This is a genomic window from Shinella sp. 838, assembly GCF_029623935.1.
In the GTDB taxonomy this organism is placed as follows: domain Bacteria; phylum Pseudomonadota; class Alphaproteobacteria; order Rhizobiales; family Rhizobiaceae; genus Shinella.
The window spans coordinates 1,322,246-1,345,442 of sequence record NZ_JARSBQ010000001.1 but is presented as its reverse complement, the minus strand read 5'-3'; the positions used below and the strand labels follow the sequence as shown (position 1 = coordinate 1,345,442).

Annotated in this window: 26 protein-coding genes; 10 read left to right on the top strand and 16 right to left on the bottom strand. The window is 66.1% G+C overall.

The window, feature by feature from the left end; genetic code table 11:
* Positions 1–6: 6 nt before the first annotated feature.
* From P9A16_RS06370 to P9A16_RS06360, 3 genes are read left to right on the top strand one after another with little or no spacing between them, the layout of a single operon-like run.
* Complete coding sequence (locus P9A16_RS06370) at positions 7–822, top strand: methyltransferase (RefSeq protein ID WP_023516749.1); 816 nt, start codon at positions 7–9, stop codon at positions 820–822.
* Between the two features lie 50 nt (positions 823–872).
* Positions 873–1,763, top strand: a complete 891-nt coding sequence (locus P9A16_RS06365) for an NAD(P)-dependent oxidoreductase (protein WP_256363699.1) — start codon at positions 873–875, stop codon at positions 1,761–1,763.
* Between the two features lies 1 nt (position 1,764).
* Complete coding sequence (locus P9A16_RS06360) at positions 1,765–2,139, top strand: hypothetical protein (protein WP_023516747.1); 375 nt, start codon at positions 1,765–1,767, stop codon at positions 2,137–2,139.
* Positions 2,140–2,167: 28 nt separating this feature from the next.
* Here P9A16_RS06360 and P9A16_RS06355 read toward each other — a convergent pair whose 3' ends face one another.
* From P9A16_RS06355 to P9A16_RS06340, 4 genes are all read right to left on the bottom strand, one after another.
* Positions 2,168–2,656, bottom strand: a complete 489-nt coding sequence (locus tag P9A16_RS06355) for an Lrp/AsnC family transcriptional regulator (protein WP_024270142.1) — start codon at positions 2,654–2,656, stop codon at positions 2,168–2,170.
* A 66-nt stretch (positions 2,657–2,722) separates the two neighbouring features.
* Positions 2,723–3,361, bottom strand: a complete 639-nt coding sequence (locus tag P9A16_RS06350) for a uracil-DNA glycosylase family protein (protein WP_023512829.1) — start codon at positions 3,359–3,361, stop codon at positions 2,723–2,725.
* Between the two features lie 93 nt (positions 3,362–3,454).
* Positions 3,455–3,769 (bottom strand): EthD family reductase, encoded by a 315-nt coding sequence (locus P9A16_RS06345; protein ID WP_023512828.1) that lies wholly within the window; start codon positions 3,767–3,769, stop codon positions 3,455–3,457.
* 298 nt (positions 3,770–4,067) lie between these two features.
* Entirely contained in the window at positions 4,068–4,631 is a 564-nt protein-coding gene (locus P9A16_RS06340; protein ID WP_023512827.1) for a thermonuclease family protein, read from the bottom strand.
* 269 nt (positions 4,632–4,900) lie between these two features.
* On the opposite strand from P9A16_RS06340, the gene P9A16_RS06335 reads away from it, so the two are divergent.
* Positions 4,901–6,436, top strand: coding sequence for a sensor histidine kinase (locus P9A16_RS06335; protein WP_023512826.1), 1,536 nt, complete (start codon positions 4,901–4,903; stop codon positions 6,434–6,436).
* A 41-nt stretch (positions 6,437–6,477) separates the two neighbouring features.
* On the opposite strand, the gene P9A16_RS06330 is transcribed toward P9A16_RS06335, so the two are convergent.
* Entirely contained in the window at positions 6,478–6,855 is a 378-nt protein-coding gene (locus P9A16_RS06330) for a diacylglycerol kinase (protein WP_023512825.1), read from the bottom strand.
* Between the two features lie 101 nt (positions 6,856–6,956).
* Positions 6,957–7,973, bottom strand: coding sequence for a nicotinate-nucleotide--dimethylbenzimidazole phosphoribosyltransferase (gene cobT, locus P9A16_RS06325; RefSeq protein ID WP_023512824.1), 1,017 nt, complete (start codon positions 7,971–7,973; stop codon positions 6,957–6,959).
* 287 nt (positions 7,974–8,260) lie between these two features.
* Between cobT and P9A16_RS06320 the strand changes: the two genes are divergently transcribed.
* The 4 genes from P9A16_RS06320 (at position 8,261) to P9A16_RS06305 (ending at position 10,576) form a co-directional block, all read left to right on the top strand.
* Positions 8,261–9,043 carry an adenosylcobinamide-GDP ribazoletransferase gene (locus P9A16_RS06320; RefSeq protein ID WP_024270134.1) on the top strand — a complete coding sequence of 261 codons (783 nt, stop codon included), beginning with the start codon at positions 8,261–8,263 and terminating at the stop codon, positions 9,041–9,043.
* Positions 9,044–9,080: 37 nt separating this feature from the next.
* The gene (locus P9A16_RS06315; RefSeq protein ID WP_023513218.1) at positions 9,081–9,302 is read left to right on the top strand and encodes a DUF1289 domain-containing protein; all 222 of its coding nucleotides are present in this window, start codon (positions 9,081–9,083) and stop codon (positions 9,300–9,302) included.
* A complete protein-coding gene (locus P9A16_RS06310; RefSeq protein ID WP_278025577.1) occupies positions 9,299–9,997 on the top strand; it encodes a retropepsin-like aspartic protease family protein in 699 nt (232 codons plus the stop codon). The genes P9A16_RS06315 and P9A16_RS06310 overlap by 4 nt, the downstream gene beginning before the upstream one ends.
* 96 nt (positions 9,998–10,093) lie before the next feature.
* A complete protein-coding gene (locus P9A16_RS06305) occupies positions 10,094–10,576 on the top strand; it encodes an SRPBCC domain-containing protein (protein ID WP_023513216.1) in 483 nt (160 codons plus the stop codon).
* A gap of 24 nt (positions 10,577–10,600) precedes the next feature.
* Here P9A16_RS06305 and P9A16_RS06300 read toward each other — a convergent pair whose 3' ends face one another.
* The 5 genes from P9A16_RS06300 to P9A16_RS06280 all read right to left on the bottom strand — a co-directional run bounded on the left by P9A16_RS06300 (position 10,601) and on the right by P9A16_RS06280 (position 16,975).
* The gene (locus tag P9A16_RS06300; RefSeq protein ID WP_023513215.1) at positions 10,601–11,362 is read right to left on the bottom strand and encodes an ABC transporter permease; all 762 of its coding nucleotides are present in this window, start codon (positions 11,360–11,362) and stop codon (positions 10,601–10,603) included.
* Complete coding sequence (locus tag P9A16_RS06295; RefSeq protein WP_023513214.1) at positions 11,359–12,285, bottom strand: ABC transporter ATP-binding protein; 927 nt, start codon at positions 12,283–12,285, stop codon at positions 11,359–11,361. The genes P9A16_RS06300 and P9A16_RS06295 overlap by 4 nt, the downstream gene beginning before the upstream one ends.
* A gap of 92 nt (positions 12,286–12,377) precedes the next feature.
* Positions 12,378–13,199, bottom strand: coding sequence for a sulfite exporter TauE/SafE family protein (locus P9A16_RS06290; RefSeq protein ID WP_023513213.1), 822 nt, complete (start codon positions 13,197–13,199; stop codon positions 12,378–12,380).
* A 368-nt stretch (positions 13,200–13,567) separates the two neighbouring features.
* Entirely contained in the window at positions 13,568–14,722 is a 1,155-nt protein-coding gene (locus P9A16_RS06285; RefSeq protein ID WP_443021631.1) for an extensin-like domain-containing protein, read from the bottom strand.
* 432 nt (positions 14,723–15,154) lie between these two features.
* Positions 15,155–16,975, bottom strand: coding sequence for a methyl-accepting chemotaxis protein (locus P9A16_RS06280; RefSeq protein ID WP_278025576.1), 1,821 nt, complete (start codon positions 16,973–16,975; stop codon positions 15,155–15,157).
* A 209-nt stretch (positions 16,976–17,184) separates the two neighbouring features.
* Between P9A16_RS06280 and P9A16_RS06275 the strand changes: the two genes are divergently transcribed.
* Entirely contained in the window at positions 17,185–17,571 is a 387-nt protein-coding gene (locus P9A16_RS06275) for an acyl-CoA thioesterase (RefSeq protein WP_023513210.1), read from the top strand.
* A 61-nt stretch (positions 17,572–17,632) separates the two neighbouring features.
* Here the strand turns inward: P9A16_RS06275 and P9A16_RS06270 are convergent, their stop codons facing one another.
* The 4 genes from P9A16_RS06270 to P9A16_RS06255 all read right to left on the bottom strand — a co-directional run bounded on the left by P9A16_RS06270 (position 17,633) and on the right by P9A16_RS06255 (position 21,418).
* Entirely contained in the window at positions 17,633–18,805 is a 1,173-nt protein-coding gene (locus P9A16_RS06270; protein ID WP_023513209.1) for a DUF1501 domain-containing protein, read from the bottom strand.
* 8 nt (positions 18,806–18,813) lie between these two features.
* Complete coding sequence (locus P9A16_RS06265) at positions 18,814–20,286, bottom strand: DUF1800 domain-containing protein (RefSeq protein ID WP_024270135.1); 1,473 nt, start codon at positions 20,284–20,286, stop codon at positions 18,814–18,816.
* A 61-nt stretch (positions 20,287–20,347) separates the two neighbouring features.
* A complete protein-coding gene (locus P9A16_RS06260) occupies positions 20,348–20,701 on the bottom strand; it encodes a DMT family protein (protein ID WP_023513410.1) in 354 nt (117 codons plus the stop codon).
* 129 nt (positions 20,702–20,830) lie between these two features.
* On the bottom strand, positions 20,831–21,418 hold the full coding sequence (locus P9A16_RS06255; protein ID WP_023513409.1) for an NAD(P)H-dependent oxidoreductase: 588 nt from the start codon (positions 21,416–21,418) through the stop codon (positions 20,831–20,833).
* Between the two features lie 88 nt (positions 21,419–21,506).
* Between P9A16_RS06255 and P9A16_RS06250 the strand changes: the two genes are divergently transcribed.
* A complete protein-coding gene (locus P9A16_RS06250; RefSeq protein ID WP_023513408.1) occupies positions 21,507–22,433 on the top strand; it encodes a LysR family transcriptional regulator in 927 nt (308 codons plus the stop codon).
* Here P9A16_RS06250 and P9A16_RS06245 read toward each other — a convergent pair.
* The gene (locus P9A16_RS06245) at positions 22,420–23,196 is read right to left on the bottom strand and encodes a LytR/AlgR family response regulator transcription factor (RefSeq protein WP_023513407.1); all 777 of its coding nucleotides are present in this window, start codon (positions 23,194–23,196) and stop codon (positions 22,420–22,422) included. The genes P9A16_RS06250 and P9A16_RS06245 overlap by 14 nt on opposite strands.
* Between the last annotated feature and the right edge of the window lies 1 nt (position 23,197).

Below are 23,197 nucleotides of genomic sequence, written 5' to 3'. Positions count from 1 at the left end.
GCCTCCATGACCAAGATCGACGAAGATGCGCTCGCGGAAGCCTACAACCGCGCCCTTTCGCTGGAAAAATCCGGCGATTTCGATGCTGCCGCCAAGGCCTATGCCGAAGTGCTGGCGCTCGACCCGGAAGATCACGGCGGCGCCGCGGTGCGCCTTGCCTCGATGGGCCGCGGCGACACGCCGGAAAAGGCGCCCGACGCCTATGTCACCACGCTCTTCGACCAGCATGCCGAGGTCTTCGACAACGTGCTCGTCGACCAGCTCGGCTATTGCGTGCCGCTCACCGTGCGCCAGCGTTTCCAGGCCCTTGGCATGGGCCCGTTCAAGCGCGTGCTCGACCTCGGCTGCGGCACGGGTCTGACCGGCGGCGCGCTGCGCGACATGGCGGAAGACATCACCGGCATCGACCTGTCGGAAAACATGGTCGAGATCGCCCACGACAAGGATCTCTACGAGACGCTCTATGTCGCCGAGGCCGTCGACTTCCTCGACGACAATGACGACGAGCCTTTCGACCTCATCACCGCGACGGACGTGCTGCCCTATCTCGGCGCGCTCGAACCGCTGTTCTTCGGTGTGGCCGAAAACCTCGTGCCCGGCGGCCATTTCATCTTCTCCTCCGAAACGCTGTCCGAGGAGACCTTTGCCGGCCGCCCCTTCATGGTCGGTCCGCACCAGCGTTTCGCCCACGCCGCCGCCTATGTGCGCCAGCGCCTCGAAGAGACGGGCTTCGACATCGTCGAGATCACCGACATCACGGTACGCCTTGAAGAAGGCGAGCCGATCCTCGGCCATCTCGTGCTGGCGAAATACCGCGGCTGACGAGAAACACTTTCGCAAAAACCGATGATCCGCTACACCTCCTGCCAACGATTGCAGGAGGTTACAGCATGGCAAAGGTTGCATTCATCGGTCTCGGCGTCATGGGCTATCCCATGGCTGGGCACCTCAAGGTCAAGGGCGGCCATGAGGTCGCGGTCTACAACCGCACCTTCGCCAAGGCGGAAAAATGGGCGGCCGAATTCGGCGGCAAGGCGTTTCGCACGCCGGCGGAAGCGGCTGCCGATGCCGACTTCGTCTTCACCTGCGTCGGCAATGACGACGACCTGCGTTCCGTCACCATCGCCGAAGACGGGGTTTTCGACGGCATGAAGCCCGGCGCCATCCTCATCGACAACACCACCGCCTCCGCGGAAGTCGCGCGCGAACTCGACGCCGCCGCGCGCCAAAAGGGTTTTGCCTTCGTCGACGCCCCAGTCTCCGGCGGCCAGGCCGGCGCGGAAAACGGCGTCCTGACCGTCATGTGCGGCGGCGAGAAGGATATCTTCGACAAGGCACGACCGATCATCGACGCCTATGCGCGCATGGTCGGCCTGATGGGCCCGGCCGGCGCCGGCCAGCTTGCCAAGATGGTCAACCAGATCTGCGTTGCCGGCGTCGTGCAGGGGCTCGCCGAGGGCATCCATTTCGGCAAGAAGGCCGGACTCGACATGGAGGCGGTCATCGACGTGATATCCAAGGGCGCGGCCGGCTCCTGGCAGATGGACAACCGCCACAAGACGATGATCGCCGGTAAATACGACCTCGGCTTCGCCATCGACTGGATGCGCAAGGACCTCGGCATCGTGTTGTCGGAAGCCCGCCTCAACGGCGCGAAACTGCCCGTCACCGCGCTGATCGACCAGTTCTACGGCGACGTGCAGGATATGGGTGGCAACCGCTGGGACACGTCCTCGCTGCTCGCGCGCCTTGAGAGGAAGTAAGGTGGCGCTCCGCCACGCCCTCTTCGCCCTGACCGCCGGAGCCGTGCTTGCCGCTCCGGCACAGGCGGACGATGCCGGCCGGCTGGCGCTCGCCACCGCCCTCAACGGCAAGATCGCCCGATGCTGGTCGGTGCCGGCGGACCTGCCGGACCATGTGCAGACGGTCCGCGTGACATTCTCGTTGACGGAGGCAGGCGAACTCATCGGCTCGCCGGCAATCGACGGCCCGGTCGGCGGCGATGCGGCGACAAAGGGTTTTGCCGCCAGCGCGGTGCGGGCGGTCGTGCGCTGCGCACCCTTTGCGAGGCTGGCGGAGCTTGCGCCCTACGATGCCTGGAAAACGGTCGTCGTGACCTTCAGGCGGCCGGATCTGTGAAAACCCGGCCGCAGCAGCGCAAGGCCGCCTATTCCTCGCCGCTCTTCTGGTTGTCCACCATCATGTAGTCGAGCGGCAGCTCGGTCGTGTACTTGATCTGCTCCATCGCGAAGGCCGAGGAGACGTCGCGGATCTCGATGCGCGCGATCATGCGCTTGTAGAAGGCGTCGTAGGCGGCAATGTCGGGCACGACGACGCGCAGCAGGTAGTCGACCTCGCCGCTCATGCGGTAGAATTCCACCACTTCGGGGAATTCGACGATCACCTCGGAAAAGCGCTTCAGCCATTCCGTCGAATGGGCGTTGGTGCGGATCGACACGAAGACCGTGACCTTGGTGTTGATCTTGACCGGATCGAGCAGCGCGACGCGCTTGCGGATCACGCCATCCTCTTCCATCTTCTGGATGCGCCGCCAGCAGGGCGTGGTCGAGAGCCCCACCTTCTTGGCGAGATCAGCCACGGCGAGCGTGGAATCTTCCTGCAAGAGGCGCAGGATTTTGCGGTCCAGACGGTCCATTGATTTCCCCTACGAAATTTAATTCCCTCATATACCGCGATGGCGACAAATTGAAAGAATTGCATTTCACTCCGTAAGGGTTTTCACCCGCTTTCGCAACTCGGGTAGAATTTCCGCCTCAAACCATGGGTTGCGCTTCAGCCAGCCGGTGTTGCGCCAGCTCGGATGCGGCAACGGCAGCACGGAAGGCCCCTCGTTGCGGTGAAGGTGCCGGCGCCAGTCGCGCACCGTCTCGGTCATGCTGGCGGCCTTCGCCGCACCCAGATGCCAGGCTTGCGCATATTGCCCGATCCCCAGCACCAGCTCGATCTGCGGCATGGCGGCAATCACCCGGGCGCGCCACAGCGGCGCGCATTCGCGGCGCGGCGGCAGATCGCTGCCATGGGCGTCATAGCCGGGAAAACAGAAGCCCATCGGCACGATGGCGAAGTTCCGCGGATCGTAGAACCCGTCGCGCGTGACGCCGAGCCAGTCGCGCAGCCGGTCGCCGGAAGCGTCGTTGAACGGCAGGCCGCTCTCATGCACCCGAAGCCCCGGTGCCTGGCCGGCGATCAGGATGCGCGCGCTGTCGGAGAGGACGGCGACGGGCCGCGGCTCGTGCGGCAGCCGGTCTGCCGGTCCCTTTGCTGGCGTGTCGCGACAGACCCGACAGGCCGCGATCGCCGCGCGAAGGGCGGCGATCTCTTCGGTCCCTGTCTCGTCCATCGACCGCCCCTCCTTGAGCCTTCCCGCAATGGATCAGATCGACCAGCACGACGCCGGTCCCGGAAAATTCAACGCGACGCCTACGCTGAAACCCTACCCTTCAACGACTTCGCTGATCTGCACGACGGGGGCGATGTCCGTATAGTTGGCGACGTCCGCGGCGATCTCCGTACGGTGGGGACCCAATGCCTCCTGGAATGTCGCCAGATCCGGAGAGTAGACATGGCACGCCGCGACGAACCCCGGCGCGCTTCCAGGTTCGCGACCCGCAAGGCCCCTGTCGATCTCGTAGCGCAGGCAGGCATCGCCGAGCCGTTCCCGGAGCAGCGGCATATGGCGGGTGCGGTAGTAGTCGTGATCGAACTTCGAACCGCCATCGGCGGGATAGTAGACACTCATCTTGATCATGGTGGGCTCCTGCCTGAACGCCTTTCCGAGCGTCGGAGGGGCCTTTCTAGCGCACCGCCTCGCAAAGCGCATCCAGATTTTGGCTGGAGCGGTTTGACGGGAGCAAAGCAGTTTTCGCCGTGCGTTTTGAAGCGGTTGCAGCAGGTCGCATACGGGCCGGCCATCAACCCGAGGCACACGGCGCGGCTTGCTCGGTAGCGGCGCTTCGATCACCTGCCACTCGAAATCCGTCGATCCGCAGCTCCCTTCAGGAAGCCTGACCAGAACAGCGACCGCCAGCAGTCAATGAGTGCGCGACCTAAAGCCCGAACGCCCCCAGAATGCCGCCGAGCATACCCGGCTCCGCATCATGCGCATCCTCCTGCGGCCGGCCGTTCGTCTTGCGCCATAGCTGCGGCATGTCGAAATCGGCACCCCACAGGCCCTTGCGCTCGGCTCGCGCGAACTGCTCCTCGTCCTCATAGCCGCCATAGGCGACCGCCAGCCCCTCGCGCACCATGCGCGCTCCGAGATCGCCCGCCGGGTTCTCGCAGCGCGCCAGCCAGCGATCGTACTTGTCCGTGCCCTGCGTGCGGCAGGTGATGGGCCCAGCCCGCAGGAACTCCGCAAGCCGCGAGCGCGCGGCGACGCCGCAGCGCCAGTCCGCGCCGTCGCGCCGGCAGATCTGCGTCAGCTCCGGCGTGTCCATGCCGACGAGCCGGATGCGGTGGCCGTCGAGCGTCAGCGTATCACCGTCCGCCGCCCGCGCCGCACCGGTGAAGGTCTCGCCGCCCCCGCCGCCGACGCGCGCCACGATCAACGCCGTCAGCGCGAGGATCGCCATCGCCACACCGACATCGCGCGCCCGCCTGGAAAGCCCCATGGAGTCCCGTCCTTGCCCCGGCAGTTCCAGCAGAGCCGCGCGGGCGCCTGCAGGCGGAACTGCGTAAAATGAAAGAGATAGGGTGTTTTCGCGATTCGGAGAAAGGCGGAAATACCCCAGCGTCATGCCGCTACGTCACGATGGTGGCGCGCTGCCGGCAGGTTGTTCCGGAAAATGCCGGAATGGTTCGCAAATGGTTTATGCGCGGCAGCATCTTCTTAAGGATTCCCCCCTAGACTTCAATCCTGTCCGCAACAGTTGCAATCGTGATGAGTACCGGCGTCAGTACCTCGACCGACAAGATCATCGTCGACAAGTCGCGCAGCCATCGAAACAAGGCTGTCTCGCGGACCGTTCGCGCGACCCGGGAACGCCTGCAGACCGCCACCGGCATCGCGCCGGGCTTCGAGCGCGAGATGCTGCAGCTGCATATCGCCTCGGCCGCCCAGAATGCGCTCGCCGTACCCGTCGTGGTCGTGCTGATTGCCGCCGTCGGCGTCTATCTCACGCAGGAGATCGGCCTTCTCGCCTGGGCGATCCTTGCGCTCAGCGTGCATGCACTCGGCATGATCGTCGCCCGCCGGGCGCACAAGCAGGAAATCACCGCCGACAACACCCGCCGCTGGCAGCGCATCTTCCTCGCCGCGCAGGTCGCGATGGGCCTCGCCTGGGCTGCCTTCTCCCTGCAGACCTGCGGCCCCTGCGGCAACGCCACCTTCGATTTCTACAAGGGCTCCGCCCTGCTCGTCGCGCTCGCCGTCACGGCCATCAGCACGCTGATGCTGCGCCATGCCGTGCTCTATGCCTTCCTGCCCACGGTCGTCGCGCTCTCCATCTCCGCCCTGCTGCGCCCCAATCCGGCGACGTTCGGCATGGTGACGATCATCTCCGCCGCGCTGATCTTCCTCATCTTCATGACGAACCGCCTGCGCCACACCAGCGCGCAGCTGCTCTCCTCCCAATCGGAAAAGGACGACCTGATCGCCGAACTGGAAGTGGCCAAGTCCATGTCGGACGAGGCCCGCCGGCGCGCCGAAGAGGCAAATCTCGCCAAATCCCGCTTCCTCGCCTCCATGTCCCACGAGCTGCGCACGCCGCTCAACGCCATCCTCGGCTTTTCCGAGGTGATGTCGACGGAGGTGCTCGGGCCGCTCAACAACCCCGTCTACAAGGAATACACCTCCGATATTCACCGCTCCGGCCAGCACCTGCTCAACCTCATCAACGAGATTCTCGATCTTTCGCGCATCGAGGCGGGCAAGTACGACCTGTCGGAGGACAGCGTGCATCTCGTCGATATCGCCGAAGATTGCATCGGCATGGTGCAGCTGCGGGCGCGGGCGAAGAACATCACCATTTCCGAGCAGGTCGAAGGCGACATGCCGGCCGTCTGGGCAGACGAGAAGGCACTGCGCCAGGTCGTCCTGAACCTCCTGTCGAATGCCGTGAAATTCACGCCCCAGGGCGGCGAGATCTTCGTCAAGGCCGGCTGGACCGCCGGCGGCGGACAGTACATCTCGATCCGCGACAACGGCCCCGGCATCCCGGAGGAGGAAATCCCCGTCGTGCTCTCCGCCTTCGGCCAGGGCTCCATCGCCATCAAGAGCGCCGAGCAAGGCACCGGCCTCGGCCTGCCGATCGTCCAGGCGATCCTCGCCAAGCACAATGGCGAGTTCATCCTGAAATCCAAGCTGCGCGAAGGCACCGAGGCCATCGCCATCCTGCCGGCCAAGCGTGTGCTGCAAAGCCTGCCCGCCGTCACCGAGACCCAGGCCGTCGCGCCGCGCAGGAAAAGTTTTGCCTGAAACGTTTGCCGTCCGGGTCCTCGGGTCGGGCCCGAAACCGTTCAGATGAACTTCGACGCCACCACATAGCCGGCATAGACGGCGTTGGCGATGATCAGGCAGAAGACGGCGAAGGAACCGAGGTCCTTCGAGTGCTTGCCCATCTCGGAAATCTCCGGCGAGACACGGTCGACGATCTCCTCGATCGCCGTGTTGAGCGCCTCGAAGGCGATCATCAGGAGGAAGAGGATCGCCATGGCGACATACTGGAAGAAGGATGCGCCGACGAGGGTGAAGAGCACCATGGCGACGCCGAAGGCGATCAGCTCGTGGCGGAAGGCGGATTCGCCGAGCAGGCGGCGCGCGCCGGCGGCTGAATAGGTCGCTGCCGCAAACAGGTGGCTGATGCCCGTCTTCTTCTCGATTGGTCCCTGACCCATTCCCGCAATCCCGTTTTCGCCGCTCTCATGAAACACGCCCGCATGACGGGCGTGTTTCGCGCTCTCAATCCATGCCATTGAGGCTTTTTGCCGGCCGCTCGTTAGGTGCGGTTGCTGACGCCCGCCTGAACGAAGGTCGCCATGCCGGAATGGCAGGCCGCCGCCGCCTTGACGATGCCGGCGGCAAGCGCCGCCCCCGTGCCCTCGCCGAGCCGCATGCCGAGCGCGAGCAGTGGCGTCTTGCCGAGCTTCTCGATCGATTTGAGGTGCCCCGGTTCGGCCGAGACATGGCCGATCAGGCAGTGGTCGAGTGCGGCCGGATTGGCCGCGCGCAGGATAGCGCCCGCCGCCGTCGCCACATAGCCGTCGAGGATGACGGGAATCTTCTGCATGCGGGCAGCGAGGATCGCGCCGGCCATGGCGGCGATCTCGCGGCCGCCGAGGCGGCGCAGCACCTCCAGCGGATCGGAAAGATGCGCCCGGTGCAGCTCGACGGCCCTCTTCACCGCCGCCACCTTGCGCTGAAGGACCTCGCCTTCCGAGCCGGTGCCGGGCCCGACCCATTCCTCCGCCGTGCCGCCATAGAGCGCCAGGTTGATCGCCGCGGCGATCGTCGTGTTGCCGATGCCCATCTCGCCGATGCACAGGAGATCCGTGCCGCCGGCAACCGCCTCCATGCCGAAGGCCATGGTGGCCGCGCAATCGCGCTCGGACAGTGCCGCCTCCTGCGTGATATCGGCGGTCGGATAGTCGAGCGCCAGGTCGAAGACCTTCAGGCCGAGATCGTGCGTCACGCAGATCTGGTTGATCGCCGCGCCGCCGGCCGCAAAGTTCTCCACCATCTGCGCGGTGACGGAGGACGGATAGGGCGTGATGCCCTGCTGGGTGACGCCGTGGTTGCCGGCGAAGATGGCGACCAGCGGCCGCGTCACGGCCGGCGGCCGGCCGGTCCAGGCGGCGAGCCAGAAGGCGATCTCCTCCAGCCGGCCAAGCGCGCCCGGCGGCTTGGTGAGCTGCTTGTCGCGTTCGCGCGCCGCCACCAGCGCAGCCGAATCGGGGCCGGGCAGGTTGCGCAGCAATTCACGAAAATCATCGAACGGCAGGCCGCTGGCACTCATCTTGGGGAATTCCTTAAGTTTCGGCTTTCAAAGGCGTGTGTTTGGTGTCTCCTAATAGAGGCAGGGCGCGAATCCGACAACCGCATTTGCGGCGGCCTTCGTCGCCCTTTCGTCACAGGGCAATCGGGTAGGATGGCGCGGTTTGCAAAAAGCCCCTCACCTGCCTGCCGGTATCCTCTCCCCGCAAGCGGGGCGAGGAAGGAAAACCTCCCCGTTTGCGGGAAGAAGGTCCGGCAGGGGGATGAGGGGCGCGTCACAAGCCGAACCGCCTTCGGAAAGGACCAGACTTGGCCATTCAGGACTATATCGACGACACCGCCCGCTCGGTCGCCTTCCTCTCGCGCGTGCCGGTGCCGCAGCGTCATTTCATCGGCCATGACGGACGGTTGTCGCGCGCCGTACGCGCCTTCCCGCTGGCCGGCGTGCTGATCGTGCTGCCCGCTGCCGCCCTCGCCGCTCTGCTGTCTGCGCTCTCCGCACCGCCGCTGCTCATCGCCTTCGCCACACTCGCCGTACAGGCCCTCCTCACCGGCGCCCTGCACGAGGACGGGCTTTCCGACAGCGCAGACGGCATCGGCGGCGGGCGGGACCGGGAGAGCGCGCTCGCCATTATGAAGGACAGCCGCATCGGCTCCTACGGCGCGGTCGCGCTCATCCTCTCCTTCGGGCTGCGGGCCGCAGCCATCGCGGCCCTTGCCGCCGTCCTCACACCGTCCGGGCTCGGCATGGTGCTGCTCGCCGCCGCCGCCGCCAGCCGCACCGCGATGGTCTGGCACTGGTCGCTGCTGCCGCCCGCCCGGCGCGACGGTGTCGCAGCCTCGGTCGGCGAGCCGGACAGCGGCGCGACGATCATCGCACTCGCAAGCGGCATCCTCCTTGCCGCCGCGCTCCTGCTGCCGCATGGCAGCGTGCTGTCCTTCGTGCTCGCACTCCTCCTCGCCGTGGTCGCCGTCCTCGCCTTCAACCGTACCGCGCTCGGCAAAATCGGCGGCCATACGGGCGATACGATCGGCGCCACGCAGCAGCTCGCGGAAATGTCAGTGCTCTTCGCCCTTGCCTTGGCGCTCTGAGCTGCCGATATAGGAAAAACAATTTTCGGGAGCCGCGATGGAATCGCCCTGTATCCTCGTCTGTTCGATCGACATGGTGACCGGCTACTGCTTCGGTTGCGGTCGCACGCGCGATGAAATCGGCGCCTGGACGCTCTATTCGTCAGACCAGCGCCGCGCCATCATGGCCGAGCTTCCCGCTCGTCTTGCCACCGTCGAACGCAAACCGCGACGCGAGACCCGCCGCACCCGCATGGCCCGGGAGCGCGGCGAAGCATGAGGCTGTACATCCTTCTCGGCATCCTCGCCATCGGCCTCGGCGCCCTGATCCTCAACCATGACAGCGGCCGCACCATGGGCATGGACAACAACGATTTCGGCCGTCTCGTCACGCTGTCGGCGATCGCCACCATGATGGCGGCCGGCGTACTCGCCGGGCGACGGCAATGGGGCGAAAGCATACGCCAGGCCGGAATCTGGCTGGTGATCATCCTCGTTCTCGCCACCGGCTATCTCTATCGCTTCGACCTGCAGGAGGTCGGCAACCGCCTGACCGCCGGCCTCATTCCCGGCCGCGCCGTGGTGACGACCAGCGCCAGCGGCGAACAGATCCTCGTCATCCACAAGGGCGTGTCCGGCCACTACGAGGCCGAGGTAACGATCGACGGCACACCGCTGCGCATGCTGGTCGATACCGGCGCCAGCTCCGTCGTGCTGTCCTACGAGGACGCCATGCGCCTCGGCATCAACCCGGACGACCTCGTCTTCTCCATCGACGTGTCCACCGCCAACGGCCGGGCGCTCGCCGCTCCCGTCACGCTGCGCCAGGTCGCCATCGGCCCCATCCTGCGCGGCACCATCCGCGGCATGGTCACCGAACAGGGCCGACTGGAACAGAGCCTGCTCGGCATGAGCTTCCTCGAAACGCTCGGCTCGATCGAGATCACGCGCGACGAATTGCGGCTGAAGGATTGAGGCAGCGCGCCCGCCCGTTGCAGGCGCTCGCAGAGAAAACCGCTATCGCATATACGGGTCGCGGCGGCACGCGAACGACACGGAAAAGGAGACGGCATGAGCCCGAAACCCACCGGCCACGTTCTTGGCAATGACCTCGTTCTCACGCGGACGTTCCGCGCGCCCATCGACGATGTCTGGGCGAGCGTGACGAAATCGGAGCGCACCGCCCTCTGGTTCGGCCGCTGGGAAGGCGATGCCGGCCCCGGCAAGACCGTGCGGCTGCAACTCACCCACGAAAAGGACCAGCCGTGGTCGGATGTCGTGATCGAAGAATGCGAAGCGCCGCACCGGCTGGTCGTCGCCATGAAGGATGACTACGACGACTGGCGCATCGCGCTGACATTGACGCAGACGGACGACGACACGACCGAGCTGCGTTTCGTGCAGCCGCTCAGCGACCGGAAGCTTGCCGGCGATGTCGGGCCGGGCTGGGAGTATTACCTCGACATGCTGGTCGCATCGCGCGAAGGCAAGGCGCTGCCGTCCTTCGCGGATTACTACCCGTCGCAGAAGGCCTACTATCTCGACGGCGCGTGACCGCCCGGGTGCTCCCGAACCAAATCAGTTCTTCAGCTTGTACCCCGTCTTGAAGATCCAGGCGGTGATCGAAAGGCATACCGCCAGGAAGCCCAGCACTGTCACGAGGCTGACGATGGGGTTAACGTCGGCGATCTCGTAGAAGCTCCAGCGGAAGCCGGAGACGAGGTAGAGCACCGGGTTGAAATGGCTCACCGCCTGCCAGAAGGGCGGCAGCATGTCGATCGAATAGAAGCTGCCGCCGAGGAAGACGAGCGGTGGGATGATCAGCATGGGGAAGAGGTTGAGCTGCTCGAAGTCCTTCGCCCAGATGCCGATCATGAAACCGAACAGGCTGAAGCTGACGGCCGTCAGCACGAAGAACAGCACCATCATGAACGGGTGCTTGATCGAGATGTCGACGAAGAGCGAAGCCGTGACGAGAATGATCGTGCCGACGATCAGTCCCTTGGTGGCCGCCGCGCCGACATAGCCGATGACGATCTCGATCATCGAGATGGGCGAGGACAGGATCTCGTAGATCGTGCCGGTAAATTTCGGGAAATAGATGCCGAAGGAGCCGTTGCCGATGCACTGGTTGAGCAGCGTCAGCATGATGAGGCCGGGCGCGATGAAGGCGCCGTAGGACACGCCCTGCACCTCCTGCATGCGCGAGCCGATCGCCGCGCCGAAGACGATGAAATAGAGCGAGGTGGTGATGACCGGCGACACGATGCTCTGCAGCAGCGTGCGGCGCGTGCGCGCCATCTCGAATGCGTAGATCGACTTGATCGCCTCGATGTTCATCGGCCCTCTCCCACCAGTTCCACGAAAATGTCTTCCAGCGAACTCTGCTCGGTGGAGATGTCCCTGACCCGAAGCCCCGCCTGCGACAGCGCGGAGAGGAGCGAGGATATGCCGGTGCGCTCACCGGAACTGTCGAACTCGTAGACCAGCCGCTCGCCGCCCTCGGCAAGCGTCAGTCCGTAGGACGACAGCGTATCGGGCACGGCCGCAAGCGGCTCGGCGAGTTCCACCGTCATCTGCTTGCGTCCGAGTTTCGCCATCAGCGCCTTCTTGTCCTCGACCAGCAGGATCTGGCCGTGGTTGATGACGCCGATGCGGTCCGCGATCTCCTCGGCCTCCTCGATATAGTGCGTCGTCAGGATGATGGTGACGCCGGAGGCGCGCAGGCGCTCGACGAGCTGCCACATGTCCTTGCGCAGCGAAACGTCGACCCCCGCCGTCGGTTCGTCGAGGAACAGCACCTTCGGCTCGTAGGAGAGCGCCTTGGCGATCAGGACGCGCCGCCGCATGCCGCCCGAGAGGTGGCGCAGCACCGTGTCCTTCTTGTCGTAGAGCGAGAGGTCGCGCAGGATGCGCTCGATGAGCGCCGGGTTCGGCGAACAGCCGTGCAGACCGCGCGAGAAGGCGACCGTGTTCCACACCGTCTCGAAGGCATCGAGCGTCAGCTCCTGCGGCACGAGGCCGATGATCGCGCGGGTCTTGCGATAGTCCGTGAGGATGTCGCTGCCGGCGACCGTCACCGAGCCGCCCGACGGCGTGACGATGCCGCAGATGATCGAGATCATCGTCGTCTTGCCCGCGCCGTTCGGCCCGAGCAGCGCCAGGATCTCGCCCTCCTCGATGTCGAGGTCGACGCCCTTCAGCGCCTGGAACCCCGATGCGTAGCTCTTGGTGAGATTGCGGATGGAAACGATGGGCGCCATGGGAGGGTCCGGAGAGAGGGATTTCATGCGGAAGGACACCCTATATGGCGTGTCCCTCGTCGATTTTCACCCTGAGGGCGCAAAAAAGTCGCTCAGCCGTAGATGCTCGCGAGGAAGCGCAGCGAAACGAGGATGAGGAAGATGCCGAAGCCGACCTCGAGCTGCCGCTTGCTCATCGAATGCGCCAGCCGGACACCCCAGGGCGTGACGACGAGGGCGATCGGCACGATGAGCGCGACGGCCACCCAGTTGATGAAACCGGTGGAGAACGGCGGCAGGCCCGGCTCGCCCCAGCCGGCCCAGATGTAGCCGACGATGCCGGGAATGGAGATCAGCACGCCGACGCCGGAGGACGTCGCCACCGCCTGGTGGATCGGCCGGCCGAAGGAGGTCATGTAGGTGTTGTTCAGCACGCCGCCGCCGATCCCCATCAGGCCGGAAAGCGTGCCGATGACGACGCCTGCCACCTGGTTGGCGATGCCCGTCGGCAAATCGTTGCCCACGCGCCAGGTATCGCGGTTGAACAGCATGCGCAGCGCCACCAGCAGCGCGATGCCGACGAAGATGAGGCGAAGGCCGACGCTGGAGATCAGCGCAGCGATGACCGAGGCGAGGATCGCGCCGAAGGGCAGCGCGACGATCCAGCTCTTCAGAAGGTCCACATCCACCGCGCCACGCAGCCGGTGCGAGGTGAAGGAGCGGATCGAGGTCGGCACGATGATGGCGATGGAGGTGCCGATGGACAGGTGCATGCGCACCGCCTCCGGCACGTCAAGATAGCCGAATACCTGGTAGAAGACCGGCACGAGGATCGCCCCGCCGCCAATGCCGAAAATGCCGGCAAGCAGGCCGGACACGACGCCCGCCGCGACGAGCGCGAGCGCGAAGAGAACAAGATCGGCGACGGGGGGCATGGCAGGCTCCTGGGGATCCGCCAGGACGGCGGCGACTCGCGGGAATTTCGCATTTGCGAAGTGCGCACTGTCATCAAACCGTGACCCATTTCAACCATTGTCTGACGCGAGGCCGGCAGGAACGACACGCACCCCGCTCACCAGGCGTTCCCCCTGCCCTCGCGCAGCGGCCTTGCTCCCGGACCCTGAGGGAGTTTTCGGCGGCCCCATCCGCCTGCTTCCCCCGCGGAAGCACGCCTGACATCCTCGCCGGTCCGCGCCGGCGACGGTGATGGAATGTGACGTTCCAGGCGGCCCCACCCTACGGGTTGCCACCCCTTCTTTCGACCGGCGCCCCGCCGGTCTTTTTTTGCCCTCAGATCAGGCCGTTACAGGCTGCAATGCCTGTAGCCGGATTTGCGCGCCCTGAGATCGAAGTGGAAGTGGTCCTTGTGGAAGCGGTCGCTGCCCGGCCCGAGCACGGTGGAAAAATACTTGCAGCTGTCGCCGCGCACCGATTTCAGGAGGCCCTTTTCGCGGAAAGCGAAGAAACCCTTCTTCTCGATGGCGATCGCCTTGCCGTTCTTCAGCACGATCTTGCCGACATCGATGGCGTTGCCCTTGGCGTGTTCCGACATGGAAGCACCGCGCTGCGAGTTCATGGTGCGGCAGGAATAGGAGGACATCTGGTGGATGGCCGAGACGCCCGAGAGATAGCGGGTGCGGCTGGACGGAACGAGCTCGTTCTTCACCCAGCGCGCGAAGGCCTCGGTGATCTGGCAGTTGACCTGGGCCGCCGGCTTGATCTGGATGCCCCCGGAAAGGCCCGACAGCTCGATCGGCCAGGCGATGCCGCAGGAGCGCCCGCGGGAAATGCGCGGCACGTCGCGGAACTTGACGCCGAGCTTCTGCAGCCGCTGGCGGCAGGCCTTTTCCGAAGCCGGCATGCCGCCCATGGTTTCCGGCATCTGCATCGGATTGTTGAGGCGCGGCAGGAAGGCGACCTGTTCGCCCTCATTCGTCTGCCGGCGGCGGGTCGTCGCCTTGTCCGGCACCTGGAGGTAATCGCCGCCGTCAGGCGCCTCGCCGAGCTCGACGCCGGCGTCCGACATCGGGATCGTCGCCGGCTGGCCGATCTGCTGCGGCGTGTCCGAGCCGATGCCGTCGACGACGACCTGGGTGGCGTTGCCTTCCGCGATCTCGTTCGCCTGCGCCTCCGCCAGCCCCTCGACGCGCGCGACGCCGAGCCCCTCGTCCATGTTGACGCCGCCTTCCGGCACCGTCAGCACGCCGGAGGAGGCCTGGACGGGCTGGGTGATGCCCATCGCCTCGTCGCTGTCGATCATCGGCAGGCGTTTCTTCTCCGCAAGCGGCGTGACCATCGCCGTATCGGCCGCGGCCGTCGTCTCGACCGGATAGTCGGTGAGATCGCCGCCCGTGTCGCCGATATCGGCGGCAGGGCGCTGCGAGACTTCCTCCGAGGGTCGGATGGCGCCGACGATGTCGTCGGGCGGTGTCATGCCCCCGGAACAGGCGGCAAGCATCGCCGGGATCAGGAACAGCCCGAGCGGCCGGCGCAGACGAGAAACAAACGCTATACCCATTGTCACTTCCGCCAGCCCTGCCCCGCGCCCTGCGGGTCCCGGTTGCGCACATTGTTGTCCGGTCATGGTGCAGGTCGCTTTTGTCCGCATTCGGACGGGAAAAGCCCGAAACCGGACGCGAAAGCGATCGTCCTGCATTTCCAGAGGATTTTCGCGCAACAGGGTAAAGGAACCGTTTTCAGACACCCCGCGAGATTAGTGGGGGGAGCCAGCCGCACAGAACAACGCTGCTCTTGTCGGGAGACACACGCAGGCCGGTCTTCATGGCCGATCTCCCCCTCTGCATTGCAGACACCTTGCCGAACCGACCCCAACGAAAAACCCCGGCGCCTGGGGCGCCGGGGCAAGTTCGTCCGGAGATCGTCTTTTGCGTTATGCCGCGCGGCGCCGGTTGTCCGCCGCTCCGGCTGCGTTCAGCCGGAAATTGCCGAGCAGGGTCTTCAGCTGCTCGCTTTCCTGGGTCAGCGTCTGGCCGGCCGCATTGGTTTCCTCCACCATGGCGGCGTTCTGCTGGGTCATCTGGTCCATCTGGTTGACCGCGGTGTTCACCTCGGCAAGGCCGGTCGCCTGCTCGCGTGCCGCGGTGGCGATGGAGGTCACCTGGTCGTTCACCTTGTTGACCAGCGCCTCGATCTCGTTCAACGCATCGCCCGTCGAGCGCACCAGCGCCACGCCGGTGCCGACCTCCGTCGCCGAATTGCTGATCAGTCCCTTGATCTCCTTGGCCGCATTGGCCGAACGCTGAGCAAGCTCGCGCACCTCCTGCGCCACGACGGCAAAGCCGCGGCCGGCCTCCCCTGCCCGCGCCGCCTCGACGCCGGCATTGAGGGCAAGAAGGTTGGTCTGGAAGGCGATCTCGTCGATGACGCCGATGATCTGGCTGATGCGACTGGAGGCGTCCTCGATGCGGCTCATCGCGGCGACCGCATCGCGCACGATCATGCCGGAGCGGCCGGTCGACTGCCTGGTCTCGGCCACCATGCGGCTCGCGTCGGCGGCGCGGTCGGAGGCGTTGCGCACCGTCGCGGTGATCTCGTCGAGCGCGGCGGCGGTTTCCTCGAGCGAGGCTGCCTGCTGTTCCGTGCGGTGCGACAGGTTGTTGGCCGCTTCCGCGATGCCGCCGGCACTGCCGTGCACGATATCGGTGGAGCGGGCGATGGCGTTGATGACGCTGGACAACGCATCGACGGCGCGGTTGAAGTCGTCGCGCAACTTGGCGTATTCCGGCGCGATCGCCTGGATCGAGACCGTCAGGTCGCCGTTGGCAAGACGCTCCAGCGCCTGGCCGACGGTGTTCATGGCATCCATCTGCCCCTGGCTGACCGCCCGCTGGCGGCGCTCGCCCTCGCTGCGCTCCTCGTCAAGGCGCCCCTGCTGCTCGCCCTCGCGAAGACGAAGCTGCGCACGCTCGGCGACCGACTGGCGCAGGATGGAAACGACCTTGGCCATCTCGCCGATCTCGTCCTTGCGGTCGGTTTCCGGCACGTCACTGGACACATCCTCGTCGGCAATCGCCTGCATCGAAGTCTTCAGACGTAAGACCGGGCCGGTCACGCTCTTCACGATGCCGTAGGCGGCAAGGATGATGGCAAGGCCCCCGACGGCGAGGATGATCGCCGTTTCGACGGCGTTGCGGCGGAACATGGTGGCAAGATCGTCCGCATAGACGCCCGTGCCGACGATCCAGCCCCAGGGCGCAAAGCCGGCGACGTGCGAATATTTCAGCACCGGCTCCTCGAAGCCGGGCTTCGGCCACAGATAGTCGACAAAATCCTGGCCGGTCGGGCTTGCCTTCACCGCCTTCACGAATTCGACGAAGATCTTCTTGCCGGTCGGGTCGGCCATGCCGGACTGGTCCGTGCCGTCGAGCGCCGGCTTGATCGGATGCATGACGATCACGGCGTTCATGTCGTTGATCCAGAAGTAGCCGCTGTCCTCGTAGCGCAGCGCCCGCACCGCGTCCTTCGCCCGTGTCTGCGCCTCTTCGCGCGTCAGCGTGCCGGTGGTTTCAAGTGCATGATAATACTCAAAGAGCGTCAGCATGCTCTGATCCATCGCCGCCAGCTTCGACTTGCGCTCGGCAACCATCGCGTCCTGAGAATGGTAGAGACTGTAGACAAGTGCTGCGGCGATGATGGTCAGGGCCAGACCGACGAGCAATGACAGGCGTGTGGATATTCTGAAATTCTTCATCGGGTCTCCTCAACACGAACGGACGCGGTACTCCAACCTTTCCGAAGGTCCGGGAAACCCTTTAAAATCGCCTAAAATTGCAATCATCAATTTTTAGAGTTTGAAAATACTCGGAAATACCAAAAACCGGTTCGGCGCGCCGCAGACAAGCCCTCTTCCGCCGCTGCACGCATTCCGCTAGACCGGTATCAGCCAAGGAGAGGATGCGCATGACCAGCAACAGCACGCCGAACGGACAACTCACCCTTCGCACGCTCGCCATGCCGGGCGACGCCAATGCCGCGGGCGATATTTTCGGCGGCTGGGTCATGGCGCAGATGGACCTTGCCTCCGGCATCCGCGCCGCCGAGCGCGCGCGCGGCCGCGTCGTCACCGCCGCCGTCAAGGAGATGGCATTCGACCTGCCGGTGAAGATCGGCGACACGCTCAGCATCTATACGGACATCGTCCGCGTCGGCCGCACCTCGATCACGCTCTCCGTCGAGGCCTGGGCACAGCGCTACCTCACCACCACGCTGGAAAAGGTCACGGGCGCCACCTTCGTCATGGTCGCGCTCGACAAGGACGGCCACCCGACCCCCGTTCCGGTCGAGTAGCCGCCGGGAAGCCGTCCGCGATGCAACAGCCAGCCACCGCCTCGACCTGCCGGGCCAAAGGTCAGCCGCGCAGATAGGCCGCCCGGCTGTCGAAACTCAATCCCGGAAACACCGCGGTCTCGAGGTCGCGCGCCGAAATGCCGAACTGCTGGCGCAGCATGGCGGCTGCCAGCTGGCGCAGGTCCGTGGTGGGTCTGAGGTCGCGCCCGTCGAGCAGGTCGCCTTCGGAAAGCGAAGGCCAGTCGCGATAAACCTTGCCGCCCGCCACTGCGCCGCCCGACAGGATCGCAAGACCGCCTGTGCCGTGGTCGGTGCCGTCAGAACCGTTCTCCCGCGCCGTCCGCCCGAATTCGGTGATGGCGAGAATCGCCGTCTTGCGCCAGACATCCGCCGGAAGGCTCGCCTTCAGGGTGGTGATCGCCGTCGCGAGGTCCTTGACCGGCCTCCGGAAGCTGCGCGCCTGGTTGAGATGTGTGTCCCAGCCGTTGATGGAGAAACTGGCGATCCGGTGGTCGGCCGCCAGCATGCCCGCCGTCAGCTTCGCGACCGAAGCGATGCCGGCTGCGCGCTTGCCTTCCGTGCCATGGATCGTGTCCGAGAGCATGTCGGTCGCCGTCGCCTCGCGCAGCGCGGCGGCAAAGAGCGGATCGTTGCGGTAGAGCCGGACAAAGAAGGCCTGCTCGTCCTCGGCAAGCGCGAGATCGGCCCGCGTCGACCAGACATCGACCGGATTGCCGCCCGTAAGGATCAGCTCGGCCGTGGTGGTGACATCGATCGCCCGGCGATCGGCCGGGCGCGGAATGCTGGCGATCGCCCGGTTGAGCCAGCCGGTGCGCTCGTCGCGCACCGCAGCGCCGCCGCTTTCCAGCATGTCCTGCCCGTCGAAATGGCTGCGGCCGTCGCGATAGGGCGTGGAGATGGCGTGTACGAAACCCAGTTCGCCCGCCTTCCAAAGCGGCATCAGGTCCGCCGCCGCGGGATGCAGGCCGAAGAAGCCGTCGAGATCGAGGAGCCCCTTGTCGGCACCAAGCGCCAGCTTCGGCCGCAGCACCTTCAGCGCCGGGTCGCCGTAGGGCTGCACCAGCGCAAGCCCGTCCATCGCCCCGCGCAGCACGATCGTCACCAGCCGGTTGTCGCCGGGCATGGCCGCAAAGCTGACGGGCGTGACGAGCGGCGCGGCTGCCAGGCAGCAGGCCCCGGACAGGAAGGCTCGACGGTTGAAGTCGCTGGCCATACCTTCTCCTAACGCCGGTTGAATTCGGGGGATGCCAGCACCATTGCCAGCCCCACCGCACGGCTCGGCGCGCGTGCCACGGTCTCGATCGTGTCCGCCCGCGCCGCATCCGCCATCGTCGCCTCCAGGAAGGCGCGCGGATCGGCCTTGTCGCCGAAGCGCGCCACCAGGCGCCGCGCCCAGGCGATGCGCTCGGTAAGCTGGCTGGCGGTGATCCAGGCCGAAAGCCCCTCTTCCCAGCCCGCCGGGCTCGGCGCCGACCAGATCGGCTGGCCGAGCCGGTCGATGATGCCGACGGAGAGCGGATTGGCCGTCAGCGCCGGCTTGCCCTCGGCGGTCATCATCATCACGTCCGCAAGCGCCGCGACATCGGCCGCCGGACGGCCGCCACCCTTCTTCGCCCCGTCGCCCGGCACAAGCGCCTCGGCCGGTACATCCAGCGCACGCAGCGCGGCAACGACGAAATCGAACGGCTGGCGCGCCTTGCGGCCGCCGTCCTCCCAGCTTCGAGGATGGTCGAGCATCGCCCGGTAGACCGCAGGCAGTGCACCACCGCTGCGCTTCCACGCCGTCACCATGGCGTCCACCACCGGCTGCGGCGGGTCGTCGGCGATGAAATGCACGACGAGCTTACGACAGATGTGGCGACGGGTCTCCTTGCGCGCGGCGAGGTCGTCGAGCAGCGCATGGATATGCATCATGTCCCGCCGCTTGCCGCCATACTCCCGCCCGAGAACCCGGTAGGTGCCGGGCTCGGCCGAGCGCGGGCGAAAGGCGGTCTCGTAGACCGGTGCGCGATACCAAAGCCCGGTCAGCACATAGGCCGCCGAACGCACGTCCTTCTGGCTGTAGCCGCTGCCGGCCCCCATCGTGTGCAGCTCGATGAGCTCGCGCGCGAGGTTCTCGTTGAGCCCCCGGCCGGACTTCAGCCCCACCGGCGAGTTCGGCCCGACGGAGCGGGTCTGGTCGAGATAGGCGAGCATCGCGGGATGCAGGGCCGCCGCCTTCAGGAGATCGGCAAAGGAGCCTGCAAGATGCGGGCGGATGGCCTCCGCCTCGTGCAGCGGCGCCAGAAGCCGCATCGCGCCGCCCTTGCGCGCGTCGATGGCGAAATGATCGCACCAGAAGGCGACCAGCCGCTCGTAGAAGCCGTTCGGCGAAAAGACCGCCTGCCGCACCTTCAGGTGCCGGTCGCGCTGCAAGGTATTGGCAAGCGCTATGGCATAGGGGTTGATGGTGCGCGTGCCGACGGTCATCAGCGTCTTCTTGTCGCGCGCCGCCTTGTAGGCCGCGTCGAGGTCGCGATAGGCGGCAAACCGCGCCCGGCGGCCGGCAATGCCCTCCGCCGGAAAAAGACAGGGGTCCCGGCCGCCGCGCTCCACCTGGCGCAGCAGCGCGGCGACGCTGTCAGGCGCAGCCTCCCCCGGCCTCCGGCCATAGCCGAAGCGCAGGGACGCCATGGTAGCGAAGCTTGTCGTCACGCGAACCTCATCCATCGCCCGAAGGCTTACCCCCGATTGCGACTATTTTACGGGAAAAGGCCTATCCCTTGAAGACGAAGGCCGCACCGGCGGCGATCAGCATGAAGCCGATGGCATGGTTCCAGGTGAGGCTCTCCTTGAGCCAGAAAACCGAAAAACCGGCGAAGACGAGCAGAGTGATCACCTCCTGGATCGTCTTCAGCTGGGCCGCCGAGTAAACCTCGTGACCGATGCGGTTGGCCGGCACCGCCAGGCAATATTCGAAGAAGGCGATGCCCCAGCTGGCAAGAATCGCGATGAAGAGCGGCGCCGACTTGAACTTGAGGTGCCCGTACCAGGCGAAGGTCATGAAGACGTTGGAGAGGCAGAGCAGCACGATCGGCCAGACGGCCGCGGGAGAGAGGCTGAAGGGCATCACGAATCCTGATTCCTGAGGAGCTGCGACAAGGGAATAGCCCACTTGCCTGCTCCGTCAAGACCGCTCCCTGAAATCGCGACCCTCGCCGCCGCGCACCGCCGGCCGATCGCGGGACACGCCTCCGCCTCACCCCCAGGCCTCGACGAGATAGCGGCGCGGGTCTTCCTCCGCCTCGCCTGCCCTGCCCCAGGCGTCGAGCCTCGCCGCATAGTCCCGGCCCGCTGAAAACAGCGAGAGCTCGTCGCGCTTGTCCGCCCGGTAGACGAGAAAGGGCGGCTGCCAGGACAGGCCGCAGCGATGGGCGCTCGCCTCCAGCGGGCGCAGCAGTTCCGCCATGGTGAACCGGTTGGCGCCGCCGGGCACATAGGCCCCCGGCACATTGCCCGCCGTCGCCGCAACGAGCAGCGGTTTGCCCGCCAGCAGACGGCCCTCCGCCTCGTAGTGGACATAGACCATGCGGGTGAACACGGCGTCCTGCCAGGCCTTGAGAAGCGGCGGCGTGGAATACCACTGGATCGGGAATTGCAGCACGATGCGGTCGGCCGAAAGCAGCCGGGCCGCCTCCGCGCCGGCATCGACCCCGCCGTCCGGATAGAGCGAATGCACATCGATGAGTTCGACCGCCGGCAGCCGCAGGGCAGCGGCAGCAAGCACGGCATTGGCGCGCGAGCGGGCGAGATCTGGGTGAAAGAGAAGGATCAGTGTCTTGCTCATGGCGTCGTCTCCTGTGTTGACGCCATCAGGATGCCGCGAACAGTAAAATCACTCCAATGGATGATTTGTATATGGTATTATCTGTTTCATGAATTTACGCTCGGTCGACCTCAACCTGCTCGTCGTGCTCGACGCCCTGCTCGACGAGGCGCATGTCTCGCGCGCCGCCGTCAAGCTGAACCTGTCCCAGCCGGCGACGTCGAGCGCGCTCGACCGCTGCCGCCACCTCTTCGGCGATCCGCTTCTGGAGCGCGGCAAGGGCGGCATGCGCCTGACGCCGCGGGCGGAGGCGCTGCGCGACCCGCTGAAGACCCTTCTCGCCGGCATCGCCGCCGTCGTCGATGCGCCGGAGGAACCGCTCGCAGACATCCGCCAGACGGTGCGCATCGTCACGGCAGACCATCCGGGCATCCTGATCGCCGGTCCGCTGCACCAGGCGCTCGCCGGCCCCGCCCCCGGCATCGACATCGTCATCCAGCCCTGGCACGGCGCGCCGGCGGCCCTCGAATCCCTGGCGCGCGGGGCGAGCGACATCGCAGTCTCGGTCTTCCCGAGCGTCGATGCGGCCGCCTTCCATTGCGAGACGGTGCTGGAGGAACATTATGTCGTGGCGATGCGCCGGGACCATCCCGCCGCGGCCGGCTTTTCGCTCGACCGCTGGCTTGCCTATCCGCACATCCTGGTGTCCGGTCGCGGCGACACGCGCAGCGGTTTCGACGACCAGCTGTCCGCCCTCGGCCGGAGCCGGCGCGTCGGCATCGTCGTGCCGAGCTTCCTGATGGTGCCGCCGCTGCTGGAGGAAGGCGATCTCATCGCCATGATGCCGAGCCACTGCCTGCCGGCGGACGCGGCGGCGCGCTTCCACATCGCCCGGCCGCCGATCCCCGTTCCCGGCTTTCCGCTGCACATCGCCTGGCATCGCCGCCGCGACAAGGATCGCGCCGTCCGGCATGTCGCGGGCGTGCTGCGCGCGCTGCTGGCCGGCGCCGAAGCGCCCGCCTTCACCCCTGCATGAGCCCGTCCCGCACCGCCCGCAGATAGGTCCGGCCGACCTTGATCTCGGTCTCGTCGCGCAGCACGACGTGCAGCACATTCAGCGGCCCGCGCTTCACCCGCGCCACCTGGTCGCGCCGCACGATCGCGCTGCGGCTGATGCGCAGGAAATCCTCCGTCGGCAAGCGCCGCTCCAGCGCCGAAAGGCTCTCGTTGTAGAGGAAACTGCCCTGGTCGGCGTGCAGCTGCACATAGTCGCCGTCCGCCTGGAAACGCGTCACCCTTTCGGCCGGAATGCGGATCGTCTCCCGGCGCGATTTCACCCAGAACTGCGTCGGCCGCGTCGCCTGATCGCGCAGCGCCTTGCGCAAAGCCGCGACAGTCTCGCGCAGCTCCACCACCGTGTCCCGGTTCTCACGGGCAAGGATCATCTCGCGCGCCCGGTCGAGCGCCTGCCGCAGCCGCTCCGGCGTCACCGGTTTCGTCAGATAGTCCACCGCGTTGCATTCGAAGGCACGGATGGCGTGGTGGTCGAATGCGGTGACGAAGATCGGCAGGGGGGCATGCGTACCGGCCTGTTCGAGCACATCGAACCCGCTGCCGCCAGGCATCTGGATATCGAGCAGCAACACGGAGGGCGTCAGGGCGGCGATCTGTTCAAGCGCCTGCGGCACGTCGCCGGCCTCGCCGGCAACGCTCACCCCCTCGATGGTGGCGAGCATGCGAACCATGCGACGCCGGGCGATCGGTTCGTCATCGATGATAAGGACGGAAATTTCGGTCATG